This is a genomic window from Lactiplantibacillus plantarum (assembly GCF_014131735.1).
Taxonomy (GTDB): Bacteria; Bacillota; Bacilli; order Lactobacillales; family Lactobacillaceae; genus Lactiplantibacillus; species Lactiplantibacillus plantarum.
On sequence record NZ_CP039121.1, the window covers coordinates 2,338,788 to 2,359,287 of the forward strand.

Sequence of the window (20,500 nt, forward strand, 5' to 3'; positions counted from 1 at the left end):
TAAGCGGCCTGTCTTTCCATGCTATATTGAAGACACTTAAACTAGAGGAGGGACCCGCGATGCACCGTTATACCTATCATTTTTATACAGGACTAATCACAGGCTTGTTAATTTGGGGCCATCCCCTCGGCGGTCTAGCTAGTCGCGTACGACCGACACTACCGTACCCACCAACCACCCTTCAAAGAACAGCCACCCAAGCTGTTTTTTCACCAACCGAATTTTATCAAACCATCCGTCAGTATCCGGATCTGGTTAAACTAGCAAAATTCGACCCAATCGGTATGTTGCAAGGCACCACCATTCAGCCGGGACTACAAGCCACCCTGACTAAGGACCTCGTCACTAAACAACTCACGACGACGACAATGATGATTCCACAGGGCGTTGTTATTGCCGGTCGTTATCGTCTAACCACCGCTTACGATGCCACTGGTCGAACCCAATCTGTCCTATATGTACAGGATCGTTTCCGACATCAATTATGCAACACTGTCTTATTGCATGGTAAACCACATGTGGGTGGTCTAGCTTATGACCCTCACCACCAGCGGATTTGGTTGTGCAGTCATCGCCACGGTCATGGGGCTATCGTGAGCGTTAGTCTGGCCGCATTACGGCACTTCGACCCGACCACTTCCATTGCCGTTCACTATCAGCAACGCTGGTCACTGCCAACACTGAGCAATGCCTCACTACTGACCTATCACCATCAGGCCCTTTATGTCGGCCAGTTCAAACCTGGACAGACCACCTTGGTTGCCCGCTATCCACTGACGAGCGCCGGCACGCCATACAGAATGACCACGAGTCACGCCATTTTACCAAAGGCAGTTAGTGACTGGCACGGCAAGCTCCCACCCAATATTCAAGGAATGGCCTTCTATGACCACTACGTCTTGTTATCACAGTCATACGGCCCCAGCGCCTCACACTTACTGCTATTCAAGCGCAGCCAATTAATTCAACAGCACCAACTGACCACCGGTATCGCGATTCTTCGATTGCCTCCGCAACTCGAACAGATCAGCGTTCATCATCACCAGGCGCAACTCCTTTATGAAACCGGGGCCACCCCCTACCGCCAGCAGCAAAATCACGCCATTGATCGGCTGATTTCAATCAACTTACAGCGCCTCATTGAATAGGCAAATTAGTCGTCGAACCTCATCACCATGACTGAAAAGCACGGTCCTAGTCACTACGCCATTATTGCAGTTAACCCATAACTGACCTTCCGATGCGTCCAGTATTTACTGACATGCCCAGTTCAATTTCTTGATCAGCATTCACGCTGCTACCAGGATTGCGACAACCAACTAGTTGTTACCGTAAATTACTGCTGTATGTAAAAATACAGCATGTATTAATTTTCCATGGCCGCCCAAATAAGCGTACAATGTAACAGTAAGTACAATTAAGGGAGAAAGCTATGTATCAGCTATTAACAGATTCAACCGTTGATTTACCTTATCAACTACTTAAGGACAAGCATGTCGATTTTGTTTCAATGAACGTCACGATTGACGACCAGGAATACGCGGACGATTTGGGTCACCACTTTGACTTGACTGACTTTTATCATCGGATTGGTAACGGTGTGATGCCTTCTACCGCTCAGATTAATATCGGCCAGTTTATTGAATTTTTCAAGCCGTACGTTCAGGCACATACGCCAATCCTATACCTCGGCTTTTCATCAGGCTTAAGTGGGACCTTCAATAATGCGCAACAGGCCAAGACCATGCTTTTACAAGACCAGCCAGATGCCGAGATCTACCTCGTGGATTCCCGAGCAGCCTGCTGCGGTGAAGGCCTGATGCTACTAGATGCCATTGACAAGCGCGATGCTGGTATGCCAATCGCCCAATTGGCGGATTGGCTGACTGAAAACCGCCTCTATTATCACCAATGGTTCACCGTTGATGACTTAAATTACCTTTATCACGGCGGCCGGGTCTCACGGACCTCCGCGACGGTTGGATCACTCTTACAGATCAAGCCAGTCATGGACGTCGATCCACTCGGCCACTTGCGTCCAGTACAAAAGGTGCGCTCACGGCGCCGGTCACTGACCACACTAGTTAACAACACACTAGCCGATTTACGTGATCAGACCAAGCCGCGCATTATCATTGCCACTAGCGACGCTCAGGAAGCCGCCCAAACCGTTCGTGAAAAGATTTTAGCCAAGGTTCCTGATGCTGAAATTTTGCTCGAACACATTGGGCCGACTATCACTAGCCATACCGGCCTCGGTTGCGTTGCCGTCTTCTCTTTTGGTAAAACTAAACGTCAGTAATTAAAATGGATTGAGCCGTCAATGGCCCAATCCATTTTTAAGTAACCGAGCGTTACTTGCTTAGCTTGTTTCAAGGCGGGCTAACTGCATAGTCGCTCACCCCGGAAGTCGTACTGACATGAACACGTGCTGCCAGCCAGGACGCTAACAAAGTGGTCTATTTTATATCATGAGCCCTACCATGTTTTAGTTTTGTGTTATTTTTTCTGTTCAAACAACAAAAAAAAGCACCCGTCCATAGACAGGTGCTTTCTCATATAGCCAGAAAATGTTGATAAAACAACGTTTTTGGATAATATTAACGTTTTGAGAATTGTGAAGCTTTCCGGGCTTTCTTCAAACCTGGCTTCTTACGTTCCTTCATACGAGCATCACGAGTTAAGAGACCCGCGCGCTTCAAAGGAGTACGGAAATCTGGGTCAACTTCGAGCAATGCCCGAGCGATCCCATGACGAGTTGCGCCGGCTTGACCATGGAAGCCACCACCATTAACGTTAACTAAAACATCATATTGATCAGTTGTTTCAGTTACTTCGAATGGTTGTAACAATTCCTTGCGAATATCTGCAAATGGAATGTAATCTTCAACAGATTTGTCATTCATAACAATTTTACCAGTACCTGGTACTAAGCGTACGCGGGCTACTGAATCTTTACGACGGCCTGTGCCGCGATATTGTACTTGAGCCAATGTAGTTTCCTCCTTAGATTAAGTTAGTGATGTCCAAAACTTCAGGCTTTTGTGCTTGTTGCGTATGTTCTGCACCAGCATAAACATGCAACTTCAAGCCCATCTTGTGGCCTAAAGAGTTGTGAGGAAGCATACCCTTAACTGAAGTTTCAATCAATTTAGTAGGTTCCTTTGCCAAGAAGTCACCGGCAGTCCGTTCCTTTAAACCACCAGCATAAGCAGTATGATGATAATAAATCTTCCGTTCTGCTTTCTTCCCAGTTAAAGCGACCTTGCTTGCATTAATAACGATAACGTTATCACCAGTATCCACGTTAGGGGTAAAGGTAGGTTTGTTCTTACCACGCAAGATTGATGCGACGACAGTTGAAAGACGACCCAAAGGTACATCGGTTGCATCAACTACATACCATTTACGATCAATTTCACCTGGTTTAGCCATATATGTTGTACGCACGTTGTGTTCCTCCATTTTCTGTGTTTGTTTGACACTCAATAAGATTTCCGGGGCTTATCGTGGGGCAAACAATACCAACGACTAGTCTACCCAATTTCGCCTCAGAAGTCAATACTTTATCAAATCAGCTTGTAATTCATTTTGTTCATAATACACTTTTTTCATATAAAGTCCAGCCGCAGGAGCCGTTCCCCGCGCTTGCTCACGGTCTTTAGCCGCTAGTAATGCTGGAATACAGTCAACTGCGCGCCGGCCCTGACCAATTTCCATCAAAACAGCCACCATAATTCGAACCTGGTTATATAAAAAACCACTACCGCAAAATTCAAACTGAATTTCGCGTTCATCCGGCAAGGCCCACGCTTTGGCTGAATAGATCTCACGAACATGGTCATGTGCTTGCGAACCGGACGCAACGAAGGTCGAGAAATCGTGCCGTCCTTCTAAGTCACCGATGGCTTGCTGAATTCTGTCAATATCCGCAGCGAACTTAAAATGCCCCGTATAGTGCCGTTTAAATGGATCTACAAATTCATTTTGATAGGCCCGATACCAGTACCGCTTACCGACCGTATCATAACGCGCGTGAAAATCATTCGGCACAATGGAAACGGCCTTTACGATTGTATCCATCGGTAACATGCTGTTCAGGCCGCGCCGAACCCCTTCTGGATTAATTTCGTACGGCAAGTCAAAATGCAACGTCTGTCCAAACGCATGTACACCAGCATCCGTTCGGCCCGCGCCGTAGATCACAATCGGTTCAACGGGATCTTTCGCCATCTTATTGACCGCCTTAGTGACGACCTGCTCGACAGTTCGCTGGTGTGGCTGGCGTTGAAAACCCGCAAAATTGGTGCCGTCATATGCTAAAACTACTTTATACCGCGTGGTCACAATATCCCTCCAGTTAAAAACGTGGGTCGCCATCAGTGCGACGCCCACGTTAATCAGTCTTCATTTATGCACGCAAGAAAATCAATGCAACGGTCAAGATCGCAAAGCATCCGGTAGCCCACGTATCACGTTGGTGCCACTTAAGAATCCGGTACTTACTGCGACCCTCGCCGCCTTGATAGCCACGTGCTTCCATTGCCGTTGCTAAATCCTCAGCCCGGTTAAATGAGCTGACAAACAGCGGAATCAGCAGCGGAACTACGGCACGCATTTGTTGAAAGATATTGCCTTCACCAAAGTCGACCCCCCGGGCCCGTTGTGCATTCATAATTTTTTCCGTTTCGTCCATCAACGTTGGCACAAAGCGTAAGGCAATCGACAACATCAGCGCCACTTCATAGACTGGAAAATGGACCGCTTTGAGCGGCATCAAGATATATTCAATGGCATCCGACAATTCCAGTGGCGGCGTTGTTAGAGTTAACAGCGTTGACATAAAAATAATCAACACGAACCGGCAAAAAATATAGACTCCGTTGATCAATCCAAGTTGGCTGATTGTAATGATGCCCCATTGAAAGTAAACGTGCCCGCCACTTGCACTAAACAACACTTGCAGGATGACGGTGAATAAAATCAACCAAATCAGCGGTTTGACGCCGTTGATGAAGAACGACCATTTCACACCGGATAGGTAAATAGCGGCCAATGTAAAGGCAAATAGCAAGGCATAGGTCGCCCAGTTATTGGCAATAAAAATAATCCCAATAAAATAAAAACTCAGTAACAGTTTCGCCCGGGGGTCCATATGGTGAACCACGGAGTCTCCCGGAATGTAGCGACCAAAGATCAATTTATTCATCATGAGCGGCCACCTCCCCCATTGCGTTCGGTGGCAACTGTTGGACGATGGCTGCTGCTAATTCGTCCTCGGTCAACGGCCACTCATTAAATTGCCAGCCTTGCTTTTGGAGTGTATGTGCAAAGGCCGTTGTTTTCGGTAAGCCCAGTTGATGGGCAGTCAGCCACGCAGGATCTTTGAAGATCTCACGAGGCGTCCCCGTTTTGACGATTTGTCCACGATCCATCACGATTACATTATCCGCGTAATTGGCAACATCATCCATCTGATGGGTCACTAGTACCACGGTCAAATCACGTTCATGGCGCAAACGGGCAAACATCTCCATCATATCTAAACGGCCCTGAGGGTCCAATCCGGCAGTCGGTTCATCCAAGACTAGGACTTGCGGCTGCATCGCAAGGACCCCCGCAATGGCCACTCGCCGCATCTGTCCACCAGAGAGGTCAAACGGTGACCGCGTCAGTAACGACTCGTCTAACCCAACTAAAGCCAACATTTCAGCCGCAGTTTTCAAAGCATCCGCTTCGCTGGCCCCAAAATTCTGGGGCCCGAATGCAATGTCTTTGGCCACCGTTTCTTCAAACAACTGACTTTCTGGAAACTGAAAGACGATGCCCACGTGTTGCCGCAATCGTTTCAAATCCTTATTACTCGTCGTTGGCGTAATGACCCGTTCACCAATCGTGACCGTTCCACTAGTCGGTTTGAGTAAGGCGTTCAAATGCTGTAAAAGTGTAGACTTACCACTCCCCGTATGACCAATCAAAGCCGTATAAGAGCCGGTGGGAATGGTGACGTTAATATCAGTTAACGCCTTAGTTTCGAACGGCGTACCCGGTTGGTAAGTAAAATCTACTTGTTTGAACGTAATTGCCATAACCAGTCCGCCATTCCTTTCTCTGTTAAATACTGTGCGGGCACTTGAACACCCTGCCGCTTTAGCGCTGCTTTTAAGCGCTCAGCATATGGCATGTCCAATCCCATCTTAATTAAGGCTTCTCCATGCTGAAAAATTTCCGCTGGAGTCCCCTCTTCCTTAACCTCACCGTCATTGATCACTAAGACCCGATTAGCGCTGGCCGCTTCGTCAATATCATGCGTAATTGACAAGACCGTTAACGCTGAATTAGCCTTCATATCGCGAATCGTCGTCAATACTTCCTGACGACCACGGGGATCCAACATTGACGTCGCTTCGTCCAGAATCAAAATCTGAGGCCGCGCCGCTATCATACCAGCCAGCGCCACCCGTTGTTTTTGACCACCTGACAAACGTGCCGGTTCACGTGTCGCAAAATCCTGCATGTTGACTTGTTCTAGAGCCGCCTGTACCCGCGTTAGCATCTCAGAACGCGGCACGCCCTGGTTTTCAAGGCTAAACGCAACATCATCAGCAACGGTTGCCCCAACGAATTGATTATCTGGGTTTTGGAAAACCATCCCAATTTTGCGCCGAATGTCCCAAACGGTTTCTTCAGATAATACTTGACCATCAACCGTAATCGTTCCAGCCGCTGGTGCTAACAGTCCGTTTAAATTCTTGGCCAAGGTCGACTTACCAGAACCGTTATGGCCGACAATGGCGACCCATTCACCCGGCATGACCGTAAATGAAATATCGTGTAACGTTAACTGATCCGTAGCTTGTTGCGGGTAACGATAATCTAAATGTTTAACGTCAATAATCGGACTCACCATTGTCCCTCATTTCCTTAAAATTCATGGTTATTATCATAACATATCTGACGGAACTTGTAGTAACTGAACTTCACGTCCAATCTTACTTTAAATCAGTGGCTGGCCCGTATTTGTAACCAGCATCGCCAAACAGCGTGAACTGCTTCTTCAAGTTATTGGAGACGTATACTTTTTTATCCTTGGTAATAAAAATGGCCCCAATACCTTGATCCGCTTTACCATTAATGTACTTCATCCCGCCTTTGAGGCCTTTGTCAAAGGTGGCCGTCGATAGTGCATCGCCATCCACCGACTTCTTCGAGATGATGGAAACGCCCATCAAATTGTTTTGATAAGGGGCCCCTGTTTGTGGGTCCATCAAATGACTGTAAACTTTACCATTCTTCTTCAAATAGCGTTCATAGATCCCAGAAGTAACGATTGACTTATTCTTAGCAGGTAGTGAGCCAATGGCCGTACCCCGTGACGCTTTTGGATCTTGGATACCGACTGTCCAGTTACCTGACTTCGTTCCTTTAGGGCTGTCACCCAGAACATAAATATTACCACCGAGGTCAATAATGGCCGTTGAAACCCCATGATTTAATAAGTACGTCTTCACTTGATCGGTCATGTAACCCTTGGCAATCCCACCAAGGTCTAGTTGCATTCCCTTTTCTTCTAGATAAACGGTCCGTTTCTTGTCATTTAATTTAACTTTTTTGTAGTCTACCAGCTTAACGTTCTTGTCAATTTCTTGTTGAGTGGGCACCTTGGCATCAGAAAATCCAATATGCCAGAGTGATGTGATCGGGCCAATGGCTAAATCAAAGGATTCGTCTGAATTCTTACTATAATAGTAAGCTGCTTTGATCATTGGGTAGATATCCTTGCTGACAGCCACTGGCTTTTTACCGGCAGCGGCGTTGATCTTATCAATTTCAGATCCTTTTTGATTGACCGTAATTTCCTTAGCTTCCGTTTTCAACAGCTTAAACGCCCCAGCTAACACGTTATCCTTACCCTTATTATAAATCCGCAACGTGACAACTGTGCCCATCATGAACTGGGTATCCTCGATCGGCGTCTTGACGACCTTAGTTGGTTTGGGTCGGCTACTAGCAGCATTTTTGCGACTCGTACTCGTCCCACACGCCGTCAATGGCACGATCATTGCAACAATTAATCCAATTCGAACCCATTTTTTTAGCTTCATTCCAATACTTCCCCTATTTTTAATTTCAATTGTCATTATACCAAAGTCTTGATTCATCCGGTGAGACTGTTTGCGCGTCATCCAAGCTTTTCTACGCTAGTCTGACATCAGCGCACCTACAGCAAACGGTACAACTCGACGGTCGGGTTTGTACTACCACAGCCATTTTGCACTTAACATTCACCGCCACTATTATTTTTTAAACCAATATCCATGTATGGATTTAGCTTGCTCAAAGTCGTGCCCAACTGAGTGACAAACTTTTGTGGTTGTTCAATTAAAAACAAAAGGCCCTCAGCATGCGCCTCAGGCCTCAAAAGAATCTAATAATTAAATTGCTTATTCAGAGAAAATCATGTTGTCAACAGTAATCGTGTTGGTGTCACCCTTTTGTGCCGCGTTTTGTAATTGTTCCGCGTACATAATAAAGGTGTTAGAAGATTCAGTGGCACCCGTGACAACGTCAACCTTAGTTGGATCACTACTCTTAACTAATGACTTGTTCAAAGCTGGTTGATAAGTCTTAGGGTTAGTCTTAGCAACCTTCTTCATTTGCTTGTTGTAAGCTGCATCGTCAACTTTGGACTTGCCATTCTTGTTCACTTGGTTATATTCAGACTTCGTAATCTTATTATCCTTGACCGTGATTGCGAAAGTAACTTTGTAACCGTGTGAGTAGTTCTTTTCGTTCAACTTGTAGGTACCATCTTTCATCTTGGCACCATTGTCAATCTTAATGGTCGACTTGTTACCCGCTTGGGCAGCTTGAACTAATTGTTGTGTGTAGTTTTGGAAGGTCTTTGATGATTCAGTCGCACCAGTCACAACATCAATGGAGCCCACGTTACCAGTAGCGGCAGAGCCCGTCAGCGTCTTGTTTAACTTAGGCATGTAAGTCTTGGGGTTAGTCCCAGCGATCTTCTTCATTTGTTTGTTATATGAAGTATCATCAACTTTGGACTTGCCGTTCTTGTTCACTTGGTCATAACTGGACTTAGTGATTTTACCGTTGTTATTAACTGTGATACTCATCTTGGTCCGATAACCATGTGAATAATTTTCTTCTTCAAGGTTATAAGTACCCGCTTTCATTTTGCTGCCAGCGGTTAATTTAGCAACCTTAGTTGTCTTAGCTGATGAGCTTGAAGATGAACTCTTCTTGGATGAACTCGAGCTAGAACTTGAAGAACTGCTGCCACAACCTGCTAAAGCTAAAGCTGAAATTGCAACAACTGAAGCACCCGTAATAACTGATTTGAATTTCATGATATCCCACTCCTAACCTTTTTGTATGAAAATTCACATTAATCTTAACGTTTAAACTGGTAATAGTCAATCCCATTCCATTAAAAAAATGATATTTTAGCCTAATAATAGCGGTATTGACAACGTTTTCCGTTCAAACCTCGATGCCACTATTTTCGCGGCTTAGATAATGTGATAGTTTATGCATTCTTTCCCATAATCCATAGACAACCGCTTACATTATCGTTATAATTATTAGTGGAATTATCTTTTTACACTATTATTCAAGGGAGTTGTTACGCAATGGCAAAGAAAAATATTGTCGTTGTCGGTGCGGGGTTTGCTGGTGTTTACGCAACCAAGAAACTGTCTAAGCATTTCAAAAAAAATGCAGACGTCGAGATTACGTTGATTGACCGGCATTCATACTTCACGTATATGACTGAATTACATGAAGTTGCTACCGAACGGGTGGAACCTGAGCATATCCAATATGATTTGCAACGGTTGTTCGCACGGCGAAAAAACGTTCGTCTCGTGACCGATACCGTGACGGGCATCGACAAAAAGGCACAAACAGTTACTACCGAACACGGAAGTTATCAATATGATCAACTTTTAATTAGTTTGGGTGGGGAATCCAATGACTTTGGGACTCCCGGTGTTAAGGAACACGGCTTCGAATTGTGGTCCTTCGAACAAGCGATGGCATTGCGTGCTCACTTATCTGCAATTATTCGGCGGGGGGCGGCGGAGCTCGACCCTGCTAAGCGCAAAGCCATGTTGACCTTTACAGTCTGTGGTTCTGGTTTTACTGGTTCTGAACTGATTGGTGAATTAATCGAATATCGTGATGTTTTGGCTCGAGACAACAAGCTCGATCCAAGTGAAATCACGCTCCAATTGGTCGAAGCAGCGCCGACTATTATTAACATGCTCAACCGGACGCAAGCCGGTAAGGCCGCTAAGTACATGGAAAAACATGGTGTCAAAATCATGACGAACTCCATGATTACCGAAGTCTGTGAAGACCATGTTAACTTAAAAGGCAAGGATCCAATTCCAACCTACACGTTAATCTGGACAGCCGGTGTTCGTGCTAATAGTATCGTTAAAAAGTTCGGCATTGAAACTAACCCCCGCGGTGGTCGCTTGATGGCCAATGAATTCATGCAAGCTAAGGATTGTAACAATATCTTCTTAGCCGGTGATTCAACCAGCTACCAAGAACCTGACCAACCACGGCCAGTCCCACAAATCGTTCAAGGGGCTGAAGAAACCGCAGCTAAGGCCGTCGAAGGTATTATTAAGAACGTTGACCAGACTGACGTTACGATCAAGCCATTTAAGGGCGCTTATCAAGCATCCGTCGACTCAATTGGTTCCAAATATGCCGTTGCACAAGTTTTAGAGAAGTGGAACGTCTCTGGTTTTATTGCCGTGCTTTTAAAACACGCCATCAACTGGATGTACTACGTTCAGATTTTCTCAGGTTACTACCTATTCCAGTACTTCATGCACGAATTCTTCCGGACTCGTAATAACCGTAACGTCTTCCGCGGTTGGGTCTCACGGGCTGGTAACGTACTCTGGAGTGTGCCACTGCGGTTCTTCTATGGTGCCATGTGGTTATGGGACTGCTGGACTAAAGTTCAGGGATCTGAATCCTGGTTCACTGACAAGTTACGGTTACCATTCGAATGGATTACCGTGGCCGCAACCAGTGGTGCCTCTCAAGCAACTAAAGCCGCTGCAACCAGTGGTGCTTCTGAAGCTGCCACGTCAACCGCTAAAGCCGCTAAGGGTGTCTTCAGTCTTTCATACATGTACGGTAAAGAACCCCTGATGGTCTTTGACAAAATGCCACATTGGTTCGAATCAATTACCAAGGTCTTCATTCCGAACATGCAAATGGCCCTCTTCTTCCAGAAATTCATGACTTGTGTTGAAATCGTCATTGCATTATGTATTTTCTTCGGACTCTTTACTTGGTTTGCTAACGCAGTCACCATTGGCTTAGTTGTCGTCTTCTGCTTATCTGGCATGTTCTACTGGGTCAACATTTGGATGATCTTTGTTGCCCTCGCCTTAATGAACGGTTCCGGACGGACATTTGGGTTAGACTACTGGGTCGTTCCGTGGATGCAAAAACACCTTGGACACTGGTGGTACGGCAACGTTCGTTCTCATTACGACGGTGTTAAAACCCGCTAGATGCGTTATAATTAATTAAATCCTTTCCCGATGGTTCAAGGGTTGTTTTTCCCCCCTTGAACCATTTTTTATTTCATTGAATTGGAGGGTTAACGATGCGTAAATTACGGACAATGATCCGGACATTCAAACGTTATGGGGATATGATCAAGCCGTTTGATATTATTATTATTGTTGCGCTAATTATTTTATCGTTCACCCCACTAGCGATTTTTTCATACCAGCAAAAACAACAAGCTGAACATGCGGCACTAGTGGCTAAGCGAAAGGCCACGAGCAGTGAAACCACGTATAACGCCGTGGTCTCACATAATGGGACCGTCTTGAAGCGTGTCAATATTACGAATCTGAAAACGACTAAGCACTTCACCTATCGCGATAACCATGGGCACTACAACACGATCACATTTAAACCTAAGCGCGTTGCGATTACGAAAGCCAACTGTTCTGACCAAGTATGTGTCCGCCGAGGCTGGATTCATAAACCTGGTCAAACGATTGTTTGTTTGCCCCACAAACTCTTGGTTGAAATTAAGGCCAGCAACGGTCAAGTCAAATCTGGCGGTAATGGTTTAGTTACGGAGTAGAATATGAATAATTCATTTGAACGATCAAACAAAACTCATCGTAATATTTATATCGCGTTACTGGTTGCACAAGGCGTGATCATCGGCATCCTTGAACGGATGATTCCATTCCCGTTTGCCTTTGCCCCAGGTGCCAAGCTTGGTTTAGCCAATCTGATTACCATTGTTGCAATCTATACATTATCATTAACTGACGTGATAACCCTAACCTGGCTCCGTTTGATTTTAACGGCCCTCCTAGGTGGCACTTTATCAACCTTTCTGTATAGTTTTGGGGGCGCCTTTCTCAGCCTGTTTGCCATGCTGTTGGTCAAACAATTAGGGCCTAAACGCGTTAGTATTATTGGAATTTCAGCAACTGGTGGCGTCATGCATAATGTTGGTCAGCTATTGGTCGCGAGTCTTATTGCACAGACGTGGACGGTCATGCTCTACTTGCCAGTGCTTTCGATTATTGGACTAGCAGCGGGAAGTGCTCTCGGAATCGCCGCCAACTACTTGTTCACCCACGTCACGATCTTACGCTATCTCAAATTCAATCGAGAACACCATCCAGATCAAACAAAGGAGTAACCCATATGCAATCGGCAACACAATTACACCCAATTTGGCGTGATTACCCGGCACTACAACCGGAGCTGCAACAAGTGATGCAGCTGATGACGGCGAACATCAATATTCAAGATGCCGACATCAATGACGCGATTTTAGAAATGATTCATGGTGGTGGTAAGCTCTTACGCCCGGCATACTGCCTCCTATTCTCACAATTTACAACAACTGATCGGCAACGGATGGTGGCCTTAGCGGCGTCATTAGAAACGCTCCATACCGCTACGCTGATCCATGATGACATTGTTGACGATGCTGCACTACGTCGGCACCATGTCACGATTCAAGAACGTTTTGGTAAAGATACTGCTGTGTATGCGGGCGACTACCTATTCGTTGTGGTATTCAAGATTCTAGCGCACTATTCAAGCAGTTTCAAAAGCATCCAGATGAACTCTGAGAACATGGAAAAGATTCTAGTGGGCGAGGTCCAACAAAAGGACCGCCACTACCACCTTGACATTACCATGGCAGAATACTTGCAACAAATTCAAGGTAAGACCGCCGAGTTATTCGCACTGAGTTGTTTTCTAGGTGCTTATGAATCTGGTCAAAGTAGTCATTTCGCCCAGCGCGCTCGTAAAGCAGGTCTCGCAATTGGGATGGCCTTCCAAATTCTTGACGATATTTTAGACTATCAAGAAGTCAGTCAGGAAACGGGCAAACCCATCCTCGAAGACGTTGCTGAAGGTGTCTACACCTCGCCGTTGATTTTTGCCTTACAGACAGAAGCTAAGCACGATTTATTGCCGCTGATGCGACTACAGGGGGCAATTTCGGACACTCAGCGCCAGGAAGTACAACGACTTGTCATCAATGCCGGCGGTGTGGTGCAAGCCCAAGAACTCGCTACCAAGTACACTCAAGACGCGCTGGCAATCATGCGTAAACTTCCAGACCAGCCTGCGAAGACGGATCTGATTAGTCTAACCAAACGGCTGTTGGACCGGCATAATTAACTAGTAATCAATCGACTAAGGTATCAAGCATCCTGTTTGATACCTTTTTTGTCGCCCAGACACAGCTAAACGCCCATGTGCTTCATCTTCACAGTCAGTACCTGAGACCACTATATCCACTTTCCCGATTCAACAGGTCATAATCTGCAAATAACAAACCGTTGTCATCACGAGTATTAAAAACACCTATCCATTCCAACAAAAAACCGCTGATTTAGGGAATCAATCCCTAAATCAGCGGTTGCTCGTAACTAGCACCAAAAAAAATCACTTAGAACTGCGATATGCCATCTATGTCTAACCATAAATAACTTCCGAACTAGACTTAGCTACTATTTTGCCAGTAGCCACCATCATAACGCCCGTCAATCATCAGTCCCAGTGATCCGTAAAACAATCTTAACTAGTCAACGAGTTCCAAGACAACCATTTGTGCACCGTCGCCACGACGAGGCATAGTCTTGTAAATTCGTGTGTAACCACCATTGCGGTCAGCATATTGAGGACCTAAGTCACTAAATAGCTTTTGCAATGCAGTTTGTACAGCCACGTTGTCGCCATCTTCCTTAACATCGGCAACGACGTCCCGCATGAATGCGGCAGCCTTCCGACGGGCGCTTAAATCACCCTTCTTGGCCAAAGAGATCATTTTGTCAGCAGTTGAACGAACTTCCTTAGCACGGGCTTCGGTCGTTTCGATCTTGCCGTTAACGATCAATGACGTTGTCAAATCGCGTAATAAGGCACGACGTTGTGAACTTGTACGTTGTAATTTACGGTAACTCATGAACGGATATCCTCCCTTGTATTAGTCTTCTTTGCGTAATGATAACCCAAGGTCAGCTAATTTTGCCTTAACTTCCTCGAGTGACTTGCGTCCAAGGTTGCGAACCTTCATCATATCAGCTTCAGTTTTGTTAGTTAATTCTTGGACCGTGTTGATGCCAGCACGCTTCAAGCAATTGTATGAACGGACGGAGAGATCTAACTCTTCAATCGTCATTTCTAACATCTTTTCCTTATGCGTTTCTTCCTTCTCGACCATCACGTCAGTGTTTTTAGCTTCATCGGTGAGATTTACGAAGATTGAAAGGTGATCAGTCAGGATTTTGGCTGATAGACTAATGGCTTCACTTGGAGTGATTGAACCATTTGTCCAAACGTCTAAGGTTAACTTATCGAAATCATCACGTTGACCAACCCGCGTGTTTTCAACTTGATAGTTGACACGTTCGATTGGAGAATACAATGAATCAACAGCTAAAACGCCAATTGGCATGTCATCTTCACGATGTTTGTTATCCTCAGCGGAAACATAACCACGACCAGTATTTGCGGTCATACGCATATGGAAGTGTGCCCCGTCTGCTACGGTACAAATTGGTAAGTCTGGATTCAAGACTTCTACGTCCGCATCGCCAATGATATCACCGGCAGTAACGTTAGCAGGACCCTTAACGTCGATTTCCAACGTCTTGGTTTCGTCTGATTCCAACTTAAGTGCAATCTTCTTAACATTCAAGATAATTGCTGTAACGTCTTCCGTTACGCCCTCAATCGTTGAAAATTCATGAAGAACACCATCAATTTGAATACTAGTAACAGCAGCGCCAGGTAAAGAAGAAAGAAGAATCCGACGAAGTGAATTCCCTAAAGTTGTACCATAACCGCGTTCAAGCGGTTCTACAACAAACTTACCATAGTTGTCGTTTTCATCAATTTTATGAATGTTAGGTTTTTCAAATTCAATCATTCTTATCTTTTACCCCTTTCAAAACGCGTGGTGTTTAGTAGTTGTGCGTACAAAATGAAGTTTGCCCTCAAAATGAACGTCACAGATTAAACACGACGACGCTTTGGAGGACGAGAACCATTGTGAGGCACTGGCGTAACATCGCGAATTGCGCTAACTTCCAAACCAGTAGCTTGTAAAGCACGGATAGCGGCTTCACGGCCTGAACCAGGACCCTTAACAGCGACTTCAACAGTCTTCATACCATGTTCCATTGATGCCTTAGCAGCAGCTTCTGCAGCCATTTGAGCAGCAAAAGGTGTTGACTTACGACTACCTTTGAAACCTAATGAACCAGCTGATGACCATGCAATGGCGTTCCCTTGCATATCAGTGATCATAACAAGTGTGTTGTTGAACGTTGAATGGATGTGAGCCACACCAGATTCAATGTTCTTCTTTACCCGACGACGACGGGTTGTCTTTCTAGTTGCCATAAAATTCGAAAACCTCCTTTATTATTATTTTTTACGTCCAGCGATGCTGACCTTTTTACCCTTACGAGTACGAGCATTGTTCTTCGTGTGTTGACCACGAACTGGTAAACCACGACGATGACGCATGCCACGGTATGAACCGATTTCTTGCAATAACTTGATGTTTAAGCTGACTTCACGACGTAAGTCACCTTCAGTTTTGTAACCATCGACAACGGCACGGATTTTGTCTTCCTGGTCAGGAGTTAAATCACGTACACGAACGTCTTCTGAAACACCGGCTTCAGCAAGGATCTTCTGTGCAGAAGTGTTACCGATACCGTAGATATAAGTCAAACCAATGACAATACGCTTGTCACGTGGTAAGTCAATCCCTTCAATACGAGCCATTAATATTTCACCTCCAACTTAATTAAATTATTTACCTTGGCGTTGCTTATGCTTTGGATTAGCAGAGCAGATAATCATCACGCGGCCTTTACGACGAATAACTTTGCAGTGTTCGCACATTGGCTTTACAGATGGTCTTACTTTCATGAGTTTTTTACCTCCTATAAGGTACGTAGACCGAGCCTACTTGAAACGGTAGGTAATCCGGCCCTTAGTTAAATCATAAGGTGACATTTCAACTGTAACCTTGTCACCAGGCAGAATTCGAATGTAATGCATCCGAATCTTACCTGATACGTGTGCCAAGATTTCAGCGCCGTTTTCAAGTTCAACCTTAAACATTGCGTTCGGCAACGTTTCTTTAATGGTTCCTTGAATTTCGATGACGTCTTCCTTTGCCAAGTACTGTCCCTCCTTATTATCAGATTCCGTGCTACCACGTATTTGGTCCATTACTGAACCAGTCATTGTCTAATCATAACATTAAAAAAATATTAAATCAGTCAACGGCTAAACCTGAATAATTTTATCACAACGACCTTTGAAAAGCAAACGTCGCTGCTGAAGGAACCTGGTTTACAGGTTATCAAGAATTTTCTTGATATCTTTGTAGACATCATCAATGTCGCGATCACCGTCGACATTGTAGAGTAACTTTTCTTGACCGTAATATTCAATTAATGGCGTGTTCAACTTAATGTTCACGTCTAACCGATTCTTAACGGTTGCTGGCTTGTCATCATCACGTTGATAGAAATCATGACCGCCACACACATCACAGGTTCCTTCTACCTTAGGCTTGTTGTACAACTTATGGTAAGTTGCACCGCAAGTCCGGCAGATAAACCGACCGGAAAGTCGTTCAACAAGTACTGCGGGTTCAACATGAATGTTGATGACCCCATCAAGTGGCTTATTGAGTTCTTCACCGATTTGTTTCAAAGCATGAGCTTGATCGATGTTACGTGGGTAACCATCTAATAGGAAACCATTTTTAGTATCCGCTTCAGCTAACCGATCACGGACGATGCCGTTAGTGACTTCGTCTGGTACTAAGTTACCTGCATCAATATACTTCTTGGCTTCCAAGCCCATCTTCGTTTCGTTCTTAATGGCTGCACGGAAGATATCTCCGGTCGAGATATGTGGAATATCAAAATCTTCAAGAATCTTCTGTGCTTGAGTACCCTTACCGGCACCCGGTAATCCCATTAAAATCAGGTTCATTGTTGACATGTTTTTTCCTCCTGAATGCACAAATGTGTTGAGTCTCCCCAACACATTCGCTGATTAACGAATGAAACCGACATAGTCACGTTTCATCATCAATCCTTTAATTTGACGAATTGTTTCAAGGGCAACCCCAACAACGATTAGTAAACTCGTCCCACCTAAACCGATTGATTCATCGAGACCCCAAATATCAGAAGCTAATAATGGAATCAAGGAAATCAACCCCAGGTAGAGGGCACCGACCGTACTTAGTCGCATTAACAATTTTGAAACCCAATCTTGAGTATCCTTACCTGGCCAAACACCAGGAATATAGCTGCCTTGCTTTTGTAAGTTCTTAGAGAGCTTTTCAGGATTGACCTGAACAAACGCATAGAAGAACGTGAAGAGCACGATCAGAATGGTGTAAAGAATAGCACCAGTCGTCGACTGCATATTGAAGATATTACTCAAAACGGTATACCAGGTTTCGTCACCATGACTGGATTGGAACCCTAGCAAAATCGTTTGGGGCGTTGCAATGAAGGAACTCGCGAAAATAACAGGAATAACCCCGGCAACGTTCACCTTTAATGGTAGGTAACTACTGTCAGGTGCACCAGCTGCACGACGAGTGTATTGAATTGGAATTCGGTCATTAGCTTGTTCGACCCACGTTACAAACATAACGATGATCAGCACAAGCAAGGCTAACCCAACAACAAACAAGCCACTCTTCCACCAGTCGCTCTGTGAAACATTAACGAACTGTTCTTGATAAATTTGATAAATCGATGTTGGCATACGGGCAATGATCCCGGCGAAGATAATAATGGAAACCCCATTACCGATTCCTCGATCCGTAATCATATCACCCATCCAAGTCGTCAGCATTGCCCCACCAGTGAGGATCACCCCAATGGTCAGGTAAGTCGAAATACTTGGATTGTTAACGAGCTTGAGTTGACTCAAAGAGTTAAAACCAGCCGTAATCCCAATCGACTGAACAAAGGCCAAGACGATCGTTAACCAACGGGTCGCTTGATTAAGCTTGCGTCGACCAACTTCACCTTGTTTGCCCCATTCAACAAACTTAGGAACAATGTCCATTTGTAACAATTGAACGATGATTTGTGCAGTAATGTAAGGGGATACCCCCATAGCAAGGATGGAATAATTTGTTAAACCGCCACCACTGAATGTATTCAACATACTTATCAGCCCTGAAGATGCCACCGACTGAAGTGCCTGTGCATTAACTCCAGGAACTGTGATATAAGAGCCAAGACGAAATACAATCAAAACGCCCAACGTGAACAGAAGTTTATTCCGAATATCCTTAACTTTGAGAGCGTTCTTCATGGTAGTCAGCAAATTAGATCACCTCAGTTTTACCGCCAGCAGCTTCAATGGCTGCAACCGCCGTTGCAGAGAACTTGCTTGCCTTAACTGTTAACTTTTTGTTGAGTTTACCATTACCAAGAACTTTAACAGCAGAACTCTTCTTAACTAAGCCAGCTTCCTTTAATGATTCTGGTGTAACTTCGGCACCATCATCAAAACGGTTTAAGCCGTCAAGGTTAACAACCGCATATTCTTTACGGTTAATGTTAGTAAATCCACGCTTAGGAATCCGACGGTACAATGGCATTTGGCCACCTTCGAAACCGACACGAACTTTACCACGCGCCTTTTGACCTTTTTGGCCACGACCAGAAGTCTTACCTTGGCCACTTGAGTCACCACGACCAATTCGACGACGTGAAAAACGTGAACCTTCACTAGGTGTTAATTCATGTAACTTCATTTAGTAGGCACCTCCTCTTTGAAAATTTGAATTACTTGATGATTTCGACATCGACTAAGTGTGCGATGTGGAAAATTTGACCGCGAGTTGCTGCGTCATCAGGTTTAACAACGGAACTATTAATCCGACCCAAACCTAATTCCTTAACGATTTTACGTTGCTTAGGAAGACGGTGAGCAGCACTGCGTACTAAAGTGATCTTTAATTGAGCCATGTTGTTTGTCCTCCCTATTCAGCTAAATGTTCGGCTGAAACGCCACGTAAAGCAGCGACTTGTTCAGCAGTCTTTAAGCTCTTTAAGCCTTCGAACGTTGCACGAACAACGTTAACGGGGGTGTTTGAGCCTAATCGTTTACTAGTAACATCATCCACACCGGCTAATTCCATGACGGCACGAACGGCGCCACCAGCGGCAACACCAGAACCTTCAACGGCTGGCTTAAGCATGATGCGGCCACCACCGTAAACACCAAGTGCTTCATGAGGAATGGTGGTACCAACCATTGGTACAGTGATCAAGTTCTTTTTAGCAGCTTCGGAAGCTTTCCGAATTGCTTCTGGAACTTCTTGAGCCTTACCAGTACCGAAACCAACGTGTCCCTTGTGGTCCCCAACGATTACTAATGCAGCAAAACGTAGGCGACGACCACCTTTAACAACTTTGGTAATCCGGTTAATGGCAACAACATTATCGTCAAGATCTAATTTTGATGGATCAATGAAAGTCATATGGTATTATTCCTCCTTTGTTAGAATTTAAGTCCGTTTTCACGAGCGGCTTCAGCCAAAGCTTGAACCCGACCATGATATAAGTAACCGCCACGATCGAAAACGACGTCAACGATTTTCTTTTCAGCAGCGCGCTTAGCAACAACTTCACCGACAGATGCAGCCTTTTCAGTCTTGTTGTTACCTTTAACTTCGCTATCTAAAGTTGAGGCACTTGCGAGCGTTACACCCTCTACATCATCAATAACTTGAGCGTAGATGTTTTTGTTTGAACGATAAACATTTAAGCGTGGGCGCTCAGCAGTCCCAGAAATCTTACCGCGAACACGTGCGTGACGACGTTGACGTGTTTTGTTTTTATCTGGTTTGGAAATCACAATAGTCACCTCTATATATTAGTATGGACAGCTT

26 protein-coding genes are annotated in these 20,500 nt (G+C 45.0%); 6 read left to right on the forward strand and 20 right to left on the reverse strand.

Annotated features, from left to right (window positions below; translation table 11 throughout):
- The first annotated feature begins 59 nt into the window (after positions 1-59).
- Together E5260_RS11025 and E5260_RS11030 are read left to right on the forward strand one after the other, a co-directional pair.
- Positions 60-1,148 carry a hypothetical protein gene (locus E5260_RS11025; protein ID WP_003644098.1) on the forward strand — a complete coding sequence of 363 codons (1,089 nt, stop codon included), beginning with the start codon at positions 60-62 and terminating at the stop codon, positions 1,146-1,148.
- A 284-nt stretch (positions 1,149-1,432) separates the two neighbouring features.
- Positions 1,433-2,302, forward strand: a complete 870-nt coding sequence (locus E5260_RS11030; RefSeq protein WP_003641280.1) for a DegV family protein — start codon at positions 1,433-1,435, stop codon at positions 2,300-2,302.
- Positions 2,303-2,600: 298 nt separating this feature from the next.
- On the opposite strand, the gene rpsI is transcribed toward E5260_RS11030, so the two are convergent.
- From rpsI to pplA, 8 genes are all read right to left on the reverse strand, one after another.
- The gene (rpsI, locus tag E5260_RS11035) at positions 2,601-2,993 is read right to left on the reverse strand and encodes a 30S ribosomal protein S9 (protein ID WP_003638099.1); all 393 of its coding nucleotides are present in this window, start codon (positions 2,991-2,993) and stop codon (positions 2,601-2,603) included.
- 13 nt (positions 2,994-3,006) lie between these two features.
- The gene (gene rplM / locus E5260_RS11040) at positions 3,007-3,450 is read right to left on the reverse strand and encodes a 50S ribosomal protein L13 (protein WP_003638098.1); all 444 of its coding nucleotides are present in this window, start codon (positions 3,448-3,450) and stop codon (positions 3,007-3,009) included.
- A 108-nt stretch (positions 3,451-3,558) separates the two neighbouring features.
- Entirely contained in the window at positions 3,559-4,347 is a 789-nt protein-coding gene (gene truA, locus E5260_RS11045; protein WP_003644097.1) for a tRNA pseudouridine(38-40) synthase TruA, read from the reverse strand.
- Between the two features lie 64 nt (positions 4,348-4,411).
- A complete protein-coding gene (locus E5260_RS11050) occupies positions 4,412-5,212 on the reverse strand; it encodes an energy-coupling factor transporter transmembrane component T family protein (RefSeq protein ID WP_003641277.1) in 801 nt (266 codons plus the stop codon).
- The gene (locus E5260_RS11055; RefSeq protein WP_003641276.1) at positions 5,202-6,089 is read right to left on the reverse strand and encodes an energy-coupling factor ABC transporter ATP-binding protein; all 888 of its coding nucleotides are present in this window, start codon (positions 6,087-6,089) and stop codon (positions 5,202-5,204) included. Before E5260_RS11055 ends, E5260_RS11050 begins: the two co-directional genes overlap by 11 nt.
- Positions 6,065-6,907 carry an energy-coupling factor ABC transporter ATP-binding protein gene (locus tag E5260_RS11060; protein WP_021356400.1) on the reverse strand — a complete coding sequence of 281 codons (843 nt, stop codon included), beginning with the start codon at positions 6,905-6,907 and terminating at the stop codon, positions 6,065-6,067. Before E5260_RS11060 ends, E5260_RS11055 begins: the two co-directional genes overlap by 25 nt.
- An 85-nt stretch (positions 6,908-6,992) precedes the next feature.
- Positions 6,993-8,105 (reverse strand): FAD:protein FMN transferase, encoded by a 1,113-nt coding sequence (locus E5260_RS11065; RefSeq protein ID WP_003644095.1) that lies wholly within the window; start codon positions 8,103-8,105, stop codon positions 6,993-6,995.
- 339 nt (positions 8,106-8,444) lie between these two features.
- A complete protein-coding gene (pplA, locus tag E5260_RS11070) occupies positions 8,445-9,371 on the reverse strand; it encodes an extracellular electron transfer flavoprotein PplA (protein WP_003641273.1) in 927 nt (308 codons plus the stop codon).
- A gap of 282 nt (positions 9,372-9,653) precedes the next feature.
- Here pplA and E5260_RS11075 point away from each other — a divergent pair, with 282 nt between their 5' ends.
- From E5260_RS11075 to E5260_RS11090, 4 genes are all read left to right on the forward strand, one after another.
- Positions 9,654-11,564, forward strand: coding sequence for an NAD(P)/FAD-dependent oxidoreductase (locus tag E5260_RS11075; RefSeq protein WP_003641272.1), 1,911 nt, complete (start codon positions 9,654-9,656; stop codon positions 11,562-11,564).
- A 95-nt stretch (positions 11,565-11,659) separates the two neighbouring features.
- Entirely contained in the window at positions 11,660-12,151 is a 492-nt protein-coding gene (locus E5260_RS11080) for a NusG domain II-containing protein (protein ID WP_003641271.1), read from the forward strand.
- Positions 12,152-12,154: 3 nt separating this feature from the next.
- Positions 12,155-12,724 carry a Gx transporter family protein gene (locus tag E5260_RS11085; protein ID WP_003641270.1) on the forward strand — a complete coding sequence of 190 codons (570 nt, stop codon included), beginning with the start codon at positions 12,155-12,157 and terminating at the stop codon, positions 12,722-12,724.
- A 5-nt stretch (positions 12,725-12,729) separates the two neighbouring features.
- Positions 12,730-13,722 carry a polyprenyl synthetase family protein gene (locus tag E5260_RS11090; protein ID WP_003641269.1) on the forward strand — a complete coding sequence of 331 codons (993 nt, stop codon included), beginning with the start codon at positions 12,730-12,732 and terminating at the stop codon, positions 13,720-13,722.
- Between the two features lie 403 nt (positions 13,723-14,125).
- Here the strand turns inward: E5260_RS11090 and rplQ are convergent, their stop codons facing one another.
- From rplQ to rplR, 12 genes are all read right to left on the reverse strand, one after another.
- The gene (gene rplQ, locus E5260_RS11095; RefSeq protein ID WP_003641268.1) at positions 14,126-14,509 is read right to left on the reverse strand and encodes a 50S ribosomal protein L17; all 384 of its coding nucleotides are present in this window, start codon (positions 14,507-14,509) and stop codon (positions 14,126-14,128) included.
- Positions 14,510-14,530: 21 nt separating this feature from the next.
- A complete protein-coding gene (locus E5260_RS11100) occupies positions 14,531-15,475 on the reverse strand; it encodes a DNA-directed RNA polymerase subunit alpha (protein ID WP_003641267.1) in 945 nt (314 codons plus the stop codon).
- 86 nt (positions 15,476-15,561) lie between these two features.
- Positions 15,562-15,951 carry a 30S ribosomal protein S11 gene (gene rpsK / locus E5260_RS11105; protein ID WP_003641266.1) on the reverse strand — a complete coding sequence of 130 codons (390 nt, stop codon included), beginning with the start codon at positions 15,949-15,951 and terminating at the stop codon, positions 15,562-15,564.
- Positions 15,952-15,975: 24 nt separating this feature from the next.
- Positions 15,976-16,341: a 30S ribosomal protein S13 gene (gene rpsM, locus E5260_RS11110; RefSeq protein WP_003641265.1), complete on the reverse strand. Its 366-nt coding sequence runs from the start codon at positions 16,339-16,341 to the stop codon at positions 15,976-15,978.
- 27 nt (positions 16,342-16,368) lie between these two features.
- Positions 16,369-16,488: a 50S ribosomal protein L36 gene (gene rpmJ / locus E5260_RS11115; RefSeq protein WP_003638083.1), complete on the reverse strand. Its 120-nt coding sequence runs from the start codon at positions 16,486-16,488 to the stop codon at positions 16,369-16,371.
- A gap of 36 nt (positions 16,489-16,524) precedes the next feature.
- Entirely contained in the window at positions 16,525-16,743 is a 219-nt protein-coding gene (gene infA, locus E5260_RS11120) for a translation initiation factor IF-1 (RefSeq protein WP_003638082.1), read from the reverse strand.
- Positions 16,744-16,917: 174 nt separating this feature from the next.
- Complete coding sequence (locus E5260_RS11125; protein ID WP_277745822.1) at positions 16,918-17,568, reverse strand: adenylate kinase; 651 nt, start codon at positions 17,566-17,568, stop codon at positions 16,918-16,920.
- A 63-nt stretch (positions 17,569-17,631) separates the two neighbouring features.
- Complete coding sequence (gene secY / locus E5260_RS11130) at positions 17,632-18,927, reverse strand: preprotein translocase subunit SecY (RefSeq protein WP_003644092.1); 1,296 nt, start codon at positions 18,925-18,927, stop codon at positions 17,632-17,634.
- 1 nt (position 18,928) lies between these two features.
- Positions 18,929-19,360 (reverse strand): 50S ribosomal protein L15, encoded by a 432-nt coding sequence (gene rplO / locus E5260_RS11135; protein WP_003638079.1) that lies wholly within the window; start codon positions 19,358-19,360, stop codon positions 18,929-18,931.
- A gap of 31 nt (positions 19,361-19,391) precedes the next feature.
- A complete protein-coding gene (rpmD, locus tag E5260_RS11140; protein WP_003641261.1) occupies positions 19,392-19,574 on the reverse strand; it encodes a 50S ribosomal protein L30 in 183 nt (60 codons plus the stop codon).
- Between the two features lie 14 nt (positions 19,575-19,588).
- Positions 19,589-20,089, reverse strand: a complete 501-nt coding sequence (gene rpsE / locus E5260_RS11145; RefSeq protein WP_003638077.1) for a 30S ribosomal protein S5 — start codon at positions 20,087-20,089, stop codon at positions 19,589-19,591.
- A gap of 20 nt (positions 20,090-20,109) precedes the next feature.
- Entirely contained in the window at positions 20,110-20,475 is a 366-nt protein-coding gene (rplR, locus tag E5260_RS11150; RefSeq protein WP_003641260.1) for a 50S ribosomal protein L18, read from the reverse strand.
- Between the last annotated feature and the right edge of the window lie 25 nt (positions 20,476-20,500).